Source organism: Thalassobacillus sp. B23F22_16 (genome assembly GCF_043496955.1).
GTDB classification, from domain to species: Bacteria; Bacillota; Bacilli; order Bacillales; family Halobacillaceae; genus Thalassobacillus; species Thalassobacillus devorans_A.
This window is the reverse complement of the sequence record NZ_JBIEKD010000012.1, coordinates 13072-28456: the sequence shown is the minus strand read 5'-3', so window position 1 is coordinate 28456 and position 15385 is coordinate 13072. Positions and strand designations below refer to the sequence as shown.

At 43.8% G+C, this 15385-nt stretch carries 17 protein-coding genes; 11 read left to right on the top strand and 6 right to left on the bottom strand.

What is annotated here, in order from left to right; all coding sequences use genetic code 11:
• Positions 1-3 precede the first annotated feature (3 nt).
• The 4 genes from ACGTNI_RS10905 (at position 4) to ACGTNI_RS10890 (ending at position 3300) form a co-directional block, all read left to right on the top strand.
• A complete protein-coding gene (locus ACGTNI_RS10905) occupies positions 4-807 on the top strand; it encodes a DUF2935 domain-containing protein (RefSeq protein ID WP_394462319.1) in 804 nt (267 codons plus the stop codon).
• 68 nt (positions 808-875) lie between these two features.
• Positions 876-1673: an alpha/beta fold hydrolase gene (locus ACGTNI_RS10900; protein ID WP_394462317.1), complete on the top strand. Its 798-nt coding sequence runs from the start codon at positions 876-878 to the stop codon at positions 1671-1673.
• 206 nt (positions 1674-1879) lie between these two features.
• Positions 1880-2791 carry an MBL fold metallo-hydrolase gene (locus ACGTNI_RS10895; RefSeq protein ID WP_394462315.1) on the top strand — a complete coding sequence of 304 codons (912 nt, stop codon included), beginning with the start codon at positions 1880-1882 and terminating at the stop codon, positions 2789-2791.
• Positions 2792-2868: 77 nt separating this feature from the next.
• Positions 2869-3300, top strand: coding sequence for a ferritin-like domain-containing protein (locus ACGTNI_RS10890; protein ID WP_394462313.1), 432 nt, complete (start codon positions 2869-2871; stop codon positions 3298-3300).
• Positions 3301-3327: 27 nt separating this feature from the next.
• On the opposite strand, the gene ACGTNI_RS10885 is transcribed toward ACGTNI_RS10890, so the two are convergent.
• Positions 3328-3507 carry a hypothetical protein gene (locus ACGTNI_RS10885; RefSeq protein WP_394462311.1) on the bottom strand — a complete coding sequence of 60 codons (180 nt, stop codon included), beginning with the start codon at positions 3505-3507 and terminating at the stop codon, positions 3328-3330.
• 98 nt (positions 3508-3605) lie between these two features.
• Here ACGTNI_RS10885 and ACGTNI_RS10880 point away from each other — a divergent pair, with 98 nt between their 5' ends.
• The 3 genes from ACGTNI_RS10880 to ACGTNI_RS10870 all read left to right on the top strand — a co-directional run bounded on the left by ACGTNI_RS10880 (position 3606) and on the right by ACGTNI_RS10870 (position 5835).
• A complete protein-coding gene (locus ACGTNI_RS10880) occupies positions 3606-3944 on the top strand; it encodes an NUDIX hydrolase (protein ID WP_394462309.1) in 339 nt (112 codons plus the stop codon).
• Positions 3945-4469: 525 nt separating this feature from the next.
• Positions 4470-5621, top strand: coding sequence for a trans-sulfuration enzyme family protein (locus tag ACGTNI_RS10875; protein ID WP_394462307.1), 1152 nt, complete (start codon positions 4470-4472; stop codon positions 5619-5621).
• Between the two features lie 112 nt (positions 5622-5733).
• Complete coding sequence (locus tag ACGTNI_RS10870) at positions 5734-5835, top strand: putative holin-like toxin (RefSeq protein WP_084315779.1); 102 nt, start codon at positions 5734-5736, stop codon at positions 5833-5835.
• A gap of 165 nt (positions 5836-6000) precedes the next feature.
• On the opposite strand, the gene ACGTNI_RS10865 is transcribed toward ACGTNI_RS10870, so the two are convergent.
• The 4 genes from ACGTNI_RS10865 to pflB form a co-directional block, all read right to left on the bottom strand.
• Complete coding sequence (locus ACGTNI_RS10865; protein ID WP_394462305.1) at positions 6001-6777, bottom strand: ABC transporter permease; 777 nt, start codon at positions 6775-6777, stop codon at positions 6001-6003.
• Positions 6774-7727: an ABC transporter ATP-binding protein gene (locus ACGTNI_RS10860; RefSeq protein ID WP_394462303.1), complete on the bottom strand. Its 954-nt coding sequence runs from the start codon at positions 7725-7727 to the stop codon at positions 6774-6776. Before ACGTNI_RS10860 ends, ACGTNI_RS10865 begins: the two co-directional genes overlap by 4 nt.
• A 153-nt stretch (positions 7728-7880) precedes the next feature.
• The gene (gene pflA, locus ACGTNI_RS10855) at positions 7881-8612 is read right to left on the bottom strand and encodes a pyruvate formate-lyase-activating protein (RefSeq protein WP_394462301.1); all 732 of its coding nucleotides are present in this window, start codon (positions 8610-8612) and stop codon (positions 7881-7883) included.
• Positions 8613-8648: 36 nt separating this feature from the next.
• Positions 8649-10901 carry a formate C-acetyltransferase gene (gene pflB, locus ACGTNI_RS10850; RefSeq protein WP_394462299.1) on the bottom strand — a complete coding sequence of 751 codons (2253 nt, stop codon included), beginning with the start codon at positions 10899-10901 and terminating at the stop codon, positions 8649-8651.
• Positions 10902-11210: 309 nt separating this feature from the next.
• On the opposite strand from pflB, the gene ACGTNI_RS10845 reads away from it, so the two are divergent.
• On the top strand, positions 11211-11432 hold the full coding sequence (locus ACGTNI_RS10845; protein WP_394462297.1) for a hypothetical protein: 222 nt from the start codon (positions 11211-11213) through the stop codon (positions 11430-11432).
• Positions 11433-11477: 45 nt separating this feature from the next.
• Here the strand turns inward: ACGTNI_RS10845 and ACGTNI_RS10840 are convergent, their stop codons facing one another.
• Positions 11478-11771 carry a phospholipase A2 family protein gene (locus tag ACGTNI_RS10840; RefSeq protein ID WP_394462295.1) on the bottom strand — a complete coding sequence of 98 codons (294 nt, stop codon included), beginning with the start codon at positions 11769-11771 and terminating at the stop codon, positions 11478-11480.
• A 187-nt stretch (positions 11772-11958) separates the two neighbouring features.
• On the opposite strand from ACGTNI_RS10840, the gene ACGTNI_RS10835 reads away from it, so the two are divergent.
• The 3 genes from ACGTNI_RS10835 to ACGTNI_RS10825 all read left to right on the top strand — a co-directional run bounded on the left by ACGTNI_RS10835 (position 11959) and on the right by ACGTNI_RS10825 (position 15260).
• Positions 11959-12462, top strand: a complete 504-nt coding sequence (locus tag ACGTNI_RS10835; protein WP_394462293.1) for a GyrI-like domain-containing protein — start codon at positions 11959-11961, stop codon at positions 12460-12462.
• A gap of 64 nt (positions 12463-12526) precedes the next feature.
• Positions 12527-13645 carry an NAD(P)/FAD-dependent oxidoreductase gene (locus tag ACGTNI_RS10830; RefSeq protein ID WP_394462291.1) on the top strand — a complete coding sequence of 373 codons (1119 nt, stop codon included), beginning with the start codon at positions 12527-12529 and terminating at the stop codon, positions 13643-13645.
• A gap of 628 nt (positions 13646-14273) precedes the next feature.
• Entirely contained in the window at positions 14274-15260 is a 987-nt protein-coding gene (locus tag ACGTNI_RS10825; RefSeq protein WP_394462289.1) for a sodium:calcium antiporter, read from the top strand.
• Positions 15261-15385: the final 125 nt, after the last annotated feature.

Genomic DNA, 15385 nt, shown 5'->3' with positions numbered 1-15385 from the left:
TTTTTGAGGACATACTTAGAAGCTGCTCGATTTGAACATTCATTCTGGCTGCAGATATTAGGAGATCATGCCCGATTCATTCGTGATTCGCTTTATCCTTCAGAAAAGGAAGATATAGAAAGAGCAAAAGCGTTTATTCAAATATTCGATGGTATGACAGTCAAATCAAGGAATTTGTCAAAGAGTCAAGCACAGGAATTTACCCGGCAGGCGGGGGAGCATGTTCGGAGTTTCAGGCAGTATAAGCTGTCGATCATCCGAAGATTACTTGAAGGAGAAATAGGAATTCATTTACCGCCTACGTTTATTAATCACATGGTAAATGAACTAGAGGAATACTTACTTGTTATTGGATATTTGGGAAAAGGTGAGGTACCGCCTATTTTTCATGAACTTCATCACCACATGTTATGGCTTTTGGACGCATCTGGTCATGCTGGGGCGATTAATGACAGTATGGATGCCACGGAACAGCACATTAAAAAACAAAGTGATACCTTTCGTCAAACGTTCAATGATTTATATCTGAAGTCGGTGGAAATGACTGGCTATCTTAGAGCTAACTTGGAATCATTCCCGGCATTATCGAGGTTTAACAACGAAACAAAAATCGAAATGAAATTGTTTCAGACCTTTTTAAAAGAACTCGAAGAAATGGAATTATCGGAGCAGTCATTGGGTACATTCACAGCTCTGATGGCTGATCACATGTTCCGGGAAGAGTGCTATTATCTCTTTAAGGTAGCGGAATCGACAGCTGCAGAGTATCCTTCCTGTGACCCGGCAAAACCTCGTGTCGTTAACTGAGTAAATATCAGGATAAACGGATAAGCTAAGGCATGTGTTGATAACCATGAAGAAAAGTAGGAATGTATATGCCACAATTCACATATGACTCCTGTACGATTTATTACGAAGATATAGGGAAAGGTATTCCGCTCGTATTGATCCATCCACCAGGCATGGGACGAATGGTTTTCACCTATCAGCATACGTTGAGCAGCCAATACAGGCTTTTAATTCCTGATTTAAGCGGGCATGGGAATTCTTCCATTGCTAAAGAACCAGTTACCATGGAACGTTATGCAGCGGAAATCAAAGCACTTCTCGATCATACCGGAACTCGTCAAGCTGTCATTTGCGGGTATTCTGCGGGCGGTGGTGTGGCTCAGGAATTTGCCTTAACCTACCCGGAGCGAACACGGGCACTGGTGTTATCCGGGGGATATCCAAAAGTAGCTGCGAGAATATTAAAGATGGAATACCGGATTGGCATGAAATGGCTCACCACAAGTCCTGATTCCTTGATACGGGTTTTGGCCAGGTCTCACTTTTTAGATACAAACGTCCAGCAGATGATAAGTGGACAGATGACAAAAGCTGATTTGAAGAGCTGGTATGATTTTTATGAGGAATCTTTTCATTACGACTGCTCGGAGCGCTTAGGCATCATAGACTGCCCTGTATTGCTGATGTATGGATCCCGTGTCAAATGGATCCGCCAGCATAGTCACTACTATCACCAATGCAAGGATGTTCTTCTGGTCCATATCGAAAAAGCTACCCATCAATTGCCGACCAAACATTGGCACACATTCAATCATCATTTGCACTCCTTCATACAGGACACCTTAGCTAAAAATTCTTATCATCAAGCTGGGAATATCAATTGATTATTACTAAAAGAGGAATGGAGACTGTCGAAATTATTTCGCCAGTCTTTTTTGTGTTTTAACAAAGTTAATTTTATTTCTCATAAATGGAGGACTTTGGTAGTGATTTCTGTCGATTTTTCCTGCAAACTTCTTATCCAATATCAGTAAATTCTGTGCTAAAATGAAAGAAGTGATAATATTCGGAAAATTCGGAGGGGTACGAGATGCGCAACGTGGAGGAAGTGAAAGAAGGAGTATTTCGAATTAGAGTCCCGCAGCCTGTTCCAGGCGACGTGTTTGTATATGTGATAAAGAAAGAAAAAGTCACGTTAATTGATGCAGGACACCCATCATCAGATTCTCAAGCCAGTCTTATAACGGCGTTAAAGGAAATTGGAATAAAACTGACAGATATCGATCAAATTATTCTAACTCATCGGGATATGGATCACATAGGGGCTTTACTGAGCCATACCAATGACCTTAATTGCCAGGTATTTGCCGGATATCCTGCTAAAAAAGAGCCCACATTGTACGAACAGCTGGAAGGAATTCGTCCTCAGCTTCCAGATCAATTTACCGAAGAGCTGCTAACGAAAGCGTCGATGGATGAGATTGACTTTGCCCATGCGGAACATCTTTCCATTACCGAACATGTGAAGCACGGGGATGTGATAGAGGTTGGGGGAGAGTATTTAGAAGTGCTTGAAACACCTGGTCACAGCTTTGATCATATTTCTTTGTATGATCCTGGTTCTCAGGTTTTATACGGTGGGGATGTGCTGATTGAAAATGGCCCCCCAACAAAAATCATTGATTTGCAGCAGTATTTGTTTACGCTCGATGCATTGAGACAAAAAGATATTAAAGAGGTTTTCCCCAGCCATGGTCCGATTATGGATCATCACCTTGAAGCTATTGAACAAGCGATTGCTACCATCGTTGATATTGATCAAAAAATCATTACTTGCTTAAAAGATGGTTCGAAATCCTGCTATGACCTTGCACTGCAATTTAATTATGGGAATGTGGATGAAAATTTATTATTTTATATTCAGCTAATTTCTAACCACCTTAACCGGTTGCGGGATAAAGATATTATTGTCGAAACAGACAGGGGGGTATCCTTGCAATAACTTCCAAATATCAGGTTGTATTTTGGGGTTATTTGCATGATCTTATGGCAAACTAAGCATAAAAAGGAGCTTACATTATGCATGACGTTGCCATCAAAGAATTAAATGCCTTTCTAAAAGGACAGTATATGGGGATTCACGCGTACGAGCATCTTATTCAGCGGGTGGAAGAACCCGATATTAAGCAAGAATTACAGAACATTCAGCAGGAGCATAAGATGCATGCGATGGAGGTGGCAGAACGAATCCAGCAACTTGGGGGGACACCAGTTGATGATGAAGGTTTTGTTGGTTCCATTCAAAATTTCATTGGAAGATTCACCACTCCTGATACGACGGATGAAATTCTAGACAGTGCTTTCAAGGGTGAAGATGTATATGGTTTGCATATGTCAGAAGAAATTGTAAAAGGGGATTTGGATCCGGAAAGTAAGCATTTGATTGAAAGGATCCTGAATGAAGATCGAAATCATCTGCAGACCTTAAACGAAATAAAGAACTACATGTAAGAGGGGGTAACTCCCCTCTTTATTGTGTCATTTTTCATGATTTTCAACTTCATGGTTTCCGGTCATCATTTCTCCCTCTGTCGGATGCTCTTCCCGTTCCTTCTTTGGGGGAAGAAATGCTTTAGAAAAGGATACGCCTTTAGTGAAAACCTCAGCCTGCTCATTGGAGGTGTGCACTTTAGCTCTCTTTTGTTGTCGGTCTGCCACAAGGACCACCTCCTTTTTTAAATGTGGTATCATTAATTATTATTCCATCGGAATGAACAAACTAAACATCTGGCATAGTTGCCGAAAGCGGGGTTATGATGGCGGAACAGTTGACAGTATTCGACGGAGAAGGCAATGAGATCGGGGTCGAAGAGAGGGAGAAGGTACACGCGGAAGGGCTTTGGCATCATACATTCCAGTGCTGGTTTGTAGAAGTGGACGCAGGTGAGCCTTATATCTATTTTCAACATCGCTCGAAAGATAAGAAAGATTTTCCTGATAAACTGGATATAACCGCAGCAGGTCATATTGAAGCGGAGGAACCTATCGTGGAAGCAGGCCTCAGGGAAATTGACGAAGAATTGGGCATAGAGCTGACAGCGAGTGACTTACAATACAAGGCTGCTTTAGGGAAGAAATACATACAGGAACAATGACCGATCGGGAGTTTTGCCATGTATACTTCTATCCAGTGGAAAGGCTCCCGGACTTTCAGATGACAGAAGAAATATCTGATATCATGCGGCTTAGCATGAATAGCTTTGAAGAGATTTTACAAGGGGAAAGTAAGAATGGCCGCTATTTACTAAGCGGTCTGGAAAAAACAATCAGTTTGGATGATTTCTGTCCCCACTCGGCGAATTATTTTTCCTTTATTATAAAAACCACTCGGAATTTATTTGCTTTTTGACAGGTTTTCGAGTTGAGGATATAATCGAACTATTCAAAAAAGTGCGTGCTTATGGAGGGGGAGACCCTCAACGAAAGAATCGATAAGCCTCTTCTTAGGAAGGGGTTTTTTACACTTTAAAAAGTTTAACCTTGTTAAAGGATCAAAGTATAAGGAACGCTTAGGCTTTCGCCATAAGGCCATGGGGCTAAGTTTTTCTAACACTTTAAGAAGACGCTAATGGTCTGGCGCTAAGCCAGGCTTTTCTAATATCGAAGGGAGCAGAGAGTCTATGAGTAAATCATTTGAAACAAAGGTTGTACATAGCAGCCTTAAGCAGGATGCAGACAAAATAAATAGTAAGGCAACACCTATCTATCAAACTTCGGCCTATACTTTTGAAAACCTGGAAGATTTGGAGGGTTATTTTGAAGGGAAGGCTCCATATCTTTATACAAGAAACGGGAACCCGAACACAGACGAGCTGGGCCATGCCGTCGCCCAGTTAGAAGGTGCGCCAACAGGCATGGCTTCATCCTCTGGAATGTCTGCCATACTATGCGGCATTCTGGCGGCAGTCGGGCATGGAGAGCATATTGTCGCTGCCGAAGACACTTATGGAGGCACCTACCAGTTACTTACTCAAGAATTGAAAACATTCGGCATTGAAGTAACGCTCGCCTCATTTGATAACCTGGAAGAAGTGGAAGGAGCTATTCAGGATAATACGAAGCTCCTATACAGTGAATCGGTTACGAATCCATTTTTGCGCGTCGAAAATATCAAGGCCCTGGTAGATATGGCAGAACGGTATCAGTTGAAAACGATGATCGATAACACTTTCGCAACACCATACTTGCTCCACCCATACGAAGAAGGAGTCGATTTAGTCGTTCATAGCGCGACTAAATATATTGGGGGACACAGTGATGTATCAGCTGGTGTGCTAGTCGGAACAGAAGAACTGATTGAAAAAGCGAGAGGTAAGATGGTAGCACTCGGTGCCAACCTGAGTCCATTCGAAGCATGGCTTGGTCAGCGCGGCTTGAAAACATTGGCTCTTCGCATGAAGCAGCAATCGGAGAACGCGGATTATGTAGCGGAAAGCCTGCGCAATCATACAGATATCAAACACGTATATTATCCTGCTTACGTTTCTGAAAAAGGAAATGGAGCTATTATTACGATTGAATTGAATGAGCGATGCGATATGGATCGTTTTTATAAATTCTTAGGCTGGATTAAAATTGTACCTTCCTTAGCAGGTGTGGAAACAACGGTATCCTATCCAAAAGGAACATCCCATCGGGCATTGACGGAGGAGCAACGGGAGAAAATCGGTATTAATGAGCGCGTCGTCCGGATTTCGATTGGAATCGAAGGAGCTAAGGATATTCTGACACAGCTGGGTGAAGCAATTGAGGAATCGATGAATGAGGCATAAGTCCTGATTAAAGTTGGTGAAAATTTCTCATCAGGACTCGTGATATAATTTGAAGTGGAGCACGTCCTTTTAGGGAGGATCGGCTGCCCCCATCTTGTCAGGAAGGGGGGTGATGCCTACGAGCATATACGAAGTGTTGACCGTCATCTGGTCTTTCGGCACGTTTTTGATCGCTTTGCTCGCATTGATCATGCAAATGATCAATAAAAAATAGACCTCCCTATTCACTCGGCCAAAGTAGAAGGGGAGAGGCCTATTCCTGTAGTGGATAGCTGATCCCCCGGAGGGGGCGTGTATCCATGGCCGCAGCAAATGCTGCGGCTATTTTTTATTGTATGATTATCTATATACATCATACCACAACTAGGAGTTTTTTAAATCAATAATGTCCGAGTAGTCCTTTTTTCATTGCATACCTTTCGCAGACAAGGTAAACGGAAACACCAATTATTCCGTATACCACGGCATTCGCGATCAGCCAAGAATAATCCGATATCGAAAAATCAGCCAGTGAATAATTCTGGATCATGATCTGCCTCGTCATATCGACTCCTTTTACAAATGGCGCTGCAATAAGGTATGGAGCGACAGATAATGGTACAAAGGTCAATCCCATGATGATGAATTGAAGAATTTGTAAAAATGCACTAATCTGCTTGAAAATGATCGACATTCCAGCGATCATGAACCCCACTCCAATCATACTGGCAATCGTCAACAGCAGGATAGGGATAGTGGCTGCTGGATTCAAGTTCAGCCACTCCCCAGTGGTGAGCATGGATAAAAACAACAAAAAAATGACAATCAGGAAATGGATGAATATCATCCCCGATAACCGGGAGAGTAAAATTCGCCATGCCCCCATAGGCGACATATATAACTGTTCCAGCGTCCCTCGCATCGCTTCGTCCGAGACAGTCCAGCCAATCGATTGCAGTGTCATCATCGCGAAGTACCAGAAAATATAATTAACGATGATGAATTGGGTGTTCGCACCTGCTTCTGCCGGGTCACCGATGACCTGGATGCCGAAGAACATCGCAAGGAAGATAATGTAGAAGGTCAGCAGCAGGCTCAGCGTATTAGCGAAATATCGCTTCATCTCAATATATTCTTTTTTGGTATTAACGCGAATGACATTCCAAAGTGTTGTCATGAGGCAGCCTCCTCTTTGACCAGCTGCATAAATACTTTTTCAAAATTTACTTCTGTCCGGCTGATGGTTTCGATCGGTGTATGGTTTCGTTTCAGGAGGTCCATCAAAGCGTAGATTTCATGTTCTTCTTCCAGGCTGACCTGTAAGTCCAGCCCCTTCCAGGAGTGCATTGGGAACTCAAACTTAAGCATCTCCTGCTGCTCTTCTGTTAGCGGTTCTTTCAAGTTGATTTGGTAAGCGCTCGTTTTGAATAATTGTAGGAGATGATCTACATGTTCATCTGCAATTACCCTTCCGTTGTTAATGATAACCGTACGCTCACATAAATCCTGCACCACAGGCATATCGTGGGTGCTGATAATAATGGTCTTGCCTTCTTTTTTAGCGATGTACCGCAGGATTTCCCGTACTTCGTAGCCGGTTTCGACATCCAGTCCTAAAGTCGGCTCATCCAGCAGAATGACATCGGTATCTGCCAGCATAGCTACTGCGATTGCCAGCTTCTGCTGCATACCGCGGGACAGCTTGTTGACTAATTCTTGCCTCTTCTCTTTCAAACGGAATTGCTCTAGCAATTTATCGATGTGCGGCTTCATCGCTTTTTTTGACATGCCGCGGTTGCCTGCAAAGTATTCAAGATTTTCCTCGACAGTCATTCGCCAGTAAAGGTTCCGATTACCTTCCAGAACGGCGCTGATATGACGGAGAGCTTTATTGCGCTTTTTTACACTGTCAAATCCATTAATGGTGACGGTGCCTTCATCCGGGACAAGCAGGCCGCAGATCGTCTTGATCGTCGTGGTCTTCCCAGCCCCGTTAGGGCCGAGCAGACCCAGGATTTCTCCTTTTTTCACCTCAAAAGAAACTTCATCTACCGCAACAAAGATTTCTTTCGTTTTCCGCATTTTATAGATTTTTCGTATGCCATCTACCTTGATGATACTATCCATATATCCAGCTCCTTCCAAATCCTCTAATTTACATTATATAGAATTTTAAGGAAATCACATCAATCATTTAAGGTAAATGGCATCGGTCTCAAGGCGGAGGGGGCAATGATTGTATTTTTGATCCTGCCACTTGGTCATGAAAAAACCGCTTCCTCAAAAGGAAGCGGGTTGTAAGATATCTTCTGCCTGTTCCATTTCTTGCTTGGAAGGGGAACGATAGCCTTCGAGGGGATACTCTAACCCGAGGTGTTCCCATTTGTAGACGCCCATGGTGTGATAAGGAAGCACCTCTAATTTTTCCACGTTACCTAAGCCATCGATAAATTCTTTTAGGTGTTGTAGTTCTTCCGCTTCATTCGTAAGCCCGGGAATAAGCACGCGTCTGATCCAGACTGGAATGTCTCTTTCAGCTAATAAGCGGGCGAAGTCTTGGATTTGCTTATTAGTCATGCCGGTCAGTGACTTGTGTTTATCAGCGTCCATCTGCTTCAGGTCGAGCAAAACTAAATCCGTGAACTTCAAGAGTACCTCCATCTTAGCTAAAAACGCAGGGGAGCTACTGAAGCAGCCGCCCGAGGTATCGATGGCTGTATGGATGCCGAGCTCCTTGCACCTTTGGAAGAGTTCCGTCAAAAAATCAATTTGCAGCAACGGCTCACCGCCACTTACGGTTATACCACCTTTTGCTTTGATATAAGGGAGGTATTCCTTGATATCTTCAATAATTTCTTCGACTGATTTCTCCGTCCCTCCGGTTCGGTTCCAGGTGTCAGGATTATGGCAAAACTGGCATCTGAGCAGGCATCCCTGGGTAAAGATAACGTATCGGAGTCCGGGCCCGTCAACTGTTCCGCAAGTTTCGATTGAGTGTATACGACCGTTCATAAAAATACCTCCCTGATTATGCTAAACGATAAAGAACTATATTTTTTCATGGAATGTACGATTGATAACGTCTAACTGTTGTTCCCGGGTCAGTTTGATGAAGTTGACGGCATAGCCGGAAACACGGATCGTCAGCTGTGGATATTTTTCTGGATGTTCCATCGCGTCCATCAACGTTTCCCGCTCGAAAACATTGATGTTCAAATGGTGTCCTTCCTTTATGGCATAGCCATCCAGGATGGAAACCAGGTTGTCGACACGGTCATTCAAGGTGCGTCCGAGTGCTTTTGGTACAAAACTGAACGTGTTAGAAATACCATCCAGCGCATATTCATAAGGTATTTTTGCGACACTGTTCAAGGATGCGAGCGCTCCTGATTCATCTCGTCCATGAAGTGGGTTTGCTCCCGGTGCAAAAGGTGTACCTGCTTTACGGCCGTCCGGTGTGCTGCCTGTTTTCTTTCCGTAAACCACATTGGATGTAATGGTTAAAATGGAGATAGTCGGTGTTGCACCGCGATAGGCTTTGTGCTGTTTGAACTTGTTCATAAAGGTTTTGACGATATCTACGGCAATATCATCGACGCGTTTGTCGTTATTGCCATACTTCGGATAATTACCGACGACTTCATAGTCGACGGCCAGGCCATTTTGATCGCGGATGACATGGACTTTTGCGTGCTTGATTGCACTTAAGCTATCAGCCACGACACTCAATCCGGCTATTCCCCCAGCCATAGTCCGCAGTATTTTTGGATCATGGAGGGCCATTTCGATTCGTTCATAGGCATATTTATCATGCATGTAGTGGATGGCGTTCAGCGTATTCATATATAAGTTAGCAAGCCAATCCAGGACTTGATCGTATTTTTCGCGTACTTCCTCGTACTCCAGAATATCAGCTGTGACAGGACGGAAAGGAGGGGTCATCTGAACATGCATGACTTCATCTACTCCGCCGTTTATAGCGTAAAGCAGCGCTTTGGCCAAATTGACACGGGCACCGAAGAATTGCATCTGCTTCCCGACTTCCATCGCGCTGACACAGCAGGCAATTCCATAATCATCACCATAGTGCTTCCGCATAATGTCATCATTTTCATATTGAATGGAGCTGGATTTAATCGAAACCTTCGCGCAGTATTGCTTAAAGATTTCCGGGAGCTTTTCAGACCAGAGAACTGTCAAGTTAGGTTCAGGTGCAGGTCCCAGGTTGGTCAACGTATGCAAAAATCGGAAGGAACTCTTGGTAACCATTGGGTCTCCATGGACAGTCAGACCGCCGATAGATTCTGTTACCCAGGTAGGATCTCCGCTGAAGAGTTCGTTGTATTCTGGTGTACGTGCGAATTTAACTAGCCGCAGCTTCATGACAAAATGATCGATTAATTCTTGCGCCTCTTGTTCGGTCAACGCACCTTCCTTTATATCCCGTTCGATATAAATATCCAGGAAAGTAGATACCCGTCCAAGACTCATCGCAGCGCCGTTCTGTTCTTTGATTGCCGCTAAATAAGCGAAATACAGCCATTGAAATGCTTCGCGTGCATTGACGGCAGGGCGGGAAATGTCAAAACCGTAGCTTGCTGCCATTTCTTTTAATTCATGAAGGGCGCGGATTTGTTCGGCATGCTCTTCCCGATCGCGCAACACTTCTTCAGACATAACTCCATCTGCCCCAAGCTGATGATAGTCCTGCTGTTTCTTTTCAATAAGGAAATCCACTCCATAAAGGGGGACCCTCCGGTAGTCACCGATAATACGGCCGCGGCCATAAGCATCAGGAAGTCCTGTGATAATTCCTACTTTTCTCGCCAATTTCATTTCAGGTGTATAAACATCAAAGACGCCCTGGTTATGTGTTTTCCGGTAATCGGTAAAAATTCTTTCGGTATCTTCATCGAGTGTATAACCGTAAGACTCGCAGGATTGCTTTGCCATTCGGATACCGCCGTATGGCTGCATCGATCTTTTGAAAGGGGAGTCTGTCTGAACTCCAACTACCTTCTCAAGGTTCTTATTCAGATATCCTGGACGGTGCGAGGTAATGGAAGATGGGATTTTTGTATCCATATCCCACACGCCGCCACGTTCGCGTTCTTCCTCAGTCAGTTCTATTACTTGCTTCCATAACCTTGTGGTATCATCGGTAGGTCCGGCGAGGAATGCCTCATCTCCTGTGTAAAGGGAATAGTTATGAATAATAAAATCCCGGACATCAATTTCGTCTCGCCATTTTCCATCTATAAAAGTTCTCCATGCTTGTGGAAGAGCTGTTAAAGTTGTCATCCTAATCGCTTCCTTTCCTTTTAGCTACCGCTTTATGTAATTATTGTAAATGAAAAATATGTTTGTGAATCATTTCACATTTGGATATTGTGTGAACTTTTTCCAGTGGCTAGAGCTGGCAAATAAAATTGATAAATAGCCAACATATCCTGAAATCCGCCAATAAATCCCGCTTTTGGCTAATAAACTCATAATTCCATGGGAATATGCACACCCTCCTTATAACAGGGAAGCTCTAAGTGTTAAAACCCCAGTTGAGAGGGTATGGAAAAATAGAAGTAGAATTGTAGACAGAGAAGGAGAGATAGGATGTACTCGGTGACTTTTCAAAAAATATTACTTTATGTGGGAATTGGCGTATTTGTCGGATTGATGATTGGGCTATTGATTGGAGATGTACAGCTCGGTGTTTATTCGACTTTCCTAAGTATCATTACTATTTTACTAACGGCGATTTTCGCTGAGCTATATCATGTCCGTGAAGCGATTAATAAACAGCGGGCAGAACAAAAAGATCCAATCATTAAGTAATGAAAAAGAGTAAAGCGACCAGGAAGAAGTCGTTTTACTCTTTTTTTATCCAAGCGTACAGGTGAACAGCTGTTGGAATTTCATATAGTTATAAATCGTTCGTGCATGCCTTCCTTCTAAAGTATAAGGGTTGATTCTGGTTCGGAGGCACTCCATGAAAGCGCGGTCGCAGTAGCACGAAGGACCATACTGCTGGTAACAAATATCATGATACATACAGCACATATCCACCCCATTCACTGGTGCGCCAGGGCCGCTGCAACCCGGTCCGCACCATTTATAGCCAGGAAAGATACAGAAACCTCTTTCCATCAGATGAGCTTCCGGGTGTTCATACATTTCTTTTCCTCCTATCGTCATTTTAATTAGGATATGTGCAAGTGCGGAAGAAGGGGAGAGCATCCGCCTAGAAAAAGTGGCGCAGGGCGAATGTTTCATTTTCATAAGTAATAAGAATGATTTTACATTAGCTGGAAGGAATTGTGGTCTCCGTCTAGAACTTCTTTAAAAAAGGAGGAGATTCGACATGGGCGGTAAAATAAAGACATTGACAGAGCCGAAAATAGTCAAATTGGAAAGTTTTAAGGTAATGGGAGCAGCTTGTGAAACGACGATGGTCGAGAAGGACGTGAAGATTCCGAGACTTATGGAAGAATTCCATACGAAACAAATGATCACCATTGAAAATCGTCTGAATGCGCCGGTATCTTATGGGGTATTTATCGATCCTGAAGACTGGAATACGGACACCGAGCCATTCACATGGATCGCTGCAGTTGAAGTGGACGGGCATGATAACCTACCTTCAGGCATGGTGTCCCGAACGTTTGATGAACAAGACTACGCTGCCTTGGATTATGATCCTGACGAACACAATTATGACCCTTACCCCTTTTTGCACAAATGGATTAATGAAAATGGATATGAACAAATAAGCGGATATGGCTTTGAACGCTATGAGCCTTATACAGGTGCCAACACGAAATTCACGCTTTATCTGCCGGTAAAGAGAATGTCTGCTAAAGATTGAGTCTCTAAGCCATGTCTTGTAGAATAGCTAGATGATAAGACACAACAAAGAAAAGGTGTTTCACATGCAATCCTATATTGTCGTCGGGGCAGGGATCCTTGGTGCGTCTACTGCCTATCATCTAGCTAAAACAGGAGCGGAGGTTACTTTAATTGATCGCAACGAACCTGGACAGGCGACAGATGCAGCTGCCGGTATCGTATGCCCATGGCTTACACAACGACGTAATAAGAAATGGTACCGTCTTGCAAAAGGAGGGGCCCGTTACTACCCTGAGCTAATCGATCGATTGAAAGAGGACGGGGAAACGGAAACCGGTTATGAAAAAGTCGGGGCGATCAGCCTCCATACGGATGAGGAAAAATTGGATAAAATGGAAAAACGGGCTTATCAGCGGAGGGAGGACGCTCCGGAAATCGGGACGATCACTCGCTTATCGCAGGAAGAGACAAAGGCACTGTTTCCACCGCTGTCTAATGAATATGGGGCGGTCCATGTCAGTGGTGGAGCCAGAGTCAACGGCAAGGCGCTTCGTCACGCGCTGATCAGCGCCGCAATGAAAAATGGTGCTGATTTTCGTCATGCCAATGCTTCATTGGTTCAAGAAGGTAATCATGTAATTGGAGTAGATACGGGCGACGAACGGCTCATGGCTGATAAAACGATCGTCACTGCTGGAGCCTGGGGTGCGGAATTATTCCAACCGCTGGGAGTGAATTTTAAGATCACGGGCCAGCGTGCGCAAATTGTACACTTAGAAATCCCGGGAGCTGACACAAGCGCATGGCCCGTAGTTATGCCACCGACGGCTCAATACATGCTTGCCTTTGAAAAAGGTCGTATCGTCGTGGGTGCCACACATGAGGATGACACAGGCTTTGATTGTCGTGTGACTGCCGGCGGGCTGCATGAGATTTTTGATAAAGCCCTGAGGATAGCACCTGGCTTAACAGATAGTTCCATGCTGGAAGCAAGGGTGGGATTCCGGCCATTCACGCCTGGATTTCTACCTGTATTCGGTGCTGTGCCGGGATTGGAAGGCGTCCTCATGGCAAATGGTTTAGGTGCATCAGGGCTAACCGTAGGCCCATATCTGGGAGCCGAACTTGCCAGGCTGGCATCAGAAGAAGAGACGGAACTGTCTCCTGATGACTACGACGTTGCAGAAGCTCTTGATCAATAAGGTTAAGATTTTTATAGAGAGGTACACTTCTAAGTAGAAGGGTGCCTCCTTTTTTAATAGGCGCTAATAAATCACTGTGATACTTTTTCAGATTAAGCTCCCTTTTACAGAAGACTTAGTTTCAAGATATATTTGTTTCCGTTACGGTTGAGAGCTGGTGAGCTTCCTCAAGCTTTGCCTTGCGGGATTTCAAAGCTCAATCCCATTGGACTTTGAAAAGCTTCTTGAATAGACACCACTATTTGTAAAAACGTGCTTGTAAGCAATGATTGTAAAATACAGTCTCATTTAAAACAGGGGGTTCTTTTCTCCAATCCTTCGGATGGGGTGGTTGGGAAACTGCGAGACTCCCGTGGGAGAAGGATCTAGGTGAGATCCCACAGGGCGATAGCCCGAGGAAGCTCGCCAGTTCCCCACAGGAAAGCGAGTAGTTTCCCAACCACCTCTGACACTTTTATGGTAAAGAACCCTAGATATAGAATATCTCCAGCAAGTCTTCGACTTTTTGGGCTTGTTGTTGAAGAAGGATCTTTTGGTAATTTTCTTACTTGGGAAAGTTTAGCTGGTTTTACAATGGTATAGCGGTGGTAATGGTATAGGGTTAACGACAATAACGAGGGGTTAGTTTATGGATATATTAATGTTTGTATTATTTCTACTTTCCGCTATAGCTGCTTATTTCCTGGCAGTTCAGCTGGCAAGCTATGGTGATGGAGTGAAAGAGAAGACGAAAGCATCCTCTGCTTTTGTCGGTATATTGATTGGGGTAGCTATCTCGCTTCCAGAGCTAACGGCGAGTGCTACCGCCATCATTATTGATAGTCCGGATCTGGCTATCGGTAATTTACTTGGTAGTAATTTATTCAATTTATTTGCATTGGCTTTATTGGATATTCATTATCGACGACAACAGATCATGTGGCATACAAACAAGGAAAGTAAATTATACAGTTATCTATTGATTGTCATGACAATGGTGGTCATGATTGCGTTATCCCTGACCTTGCCTGAGGGTATCTATCATGTTGGTTATACTTCTGTAGTTCTCGTCTTGTTATATTTCGGAGGAATCAAATGGATTAACAGTCGTTCTGAGGAAAAGGTGAAGCGCAGGTCGAGGGAAAATCGCCGTTTTGATGATCATACTAAAAATCAGGTGGTTTCCCGGTTTCTACTGTACGGAATCTTGATAATGATTGCCGGTTCGGTATTGACTATAACGGCTGACCAAATTGCCCAAATCACAGGACTTGGAACTACCTTTATCGGATCGATTCTTGTGGGTGCAAGTACTTCCCTTCCTGACGCGGTTAGTGTGGCAACGGTTCTGAAATTAAGAAATTACAACATGGCGGTAAGTTCCATGCTTGGAAGCAGTGCTTTCAACGTGATGCTGCTTTCCTTCACAGATGCTATATACTTCGGGAATAACTTATTCCAGCATGCTGCGCCCACTCATCTTGTCACCAGTGGCAGTACCATCGTGATCGTTCTGTTAATTTTATATAATATTACCAGAAAGCAGCGTCGTACTACCTTCGGTTACATCTATCCATCCTTACTGATCTCAGGAGTATATTTAGCTGCTATCGTACTGATGTTTTTAACGAAATAAAAGGAATGCGTAAGGGATATGGTCTCTCTTGCGCATTTTTTGTGATACCTTAAGAAAAATAGGAGATAGCGTACGGTTTTGGATGGTGTCAGGAAGGGTAAAAACCGCTTAAAGAGGCGATTAAC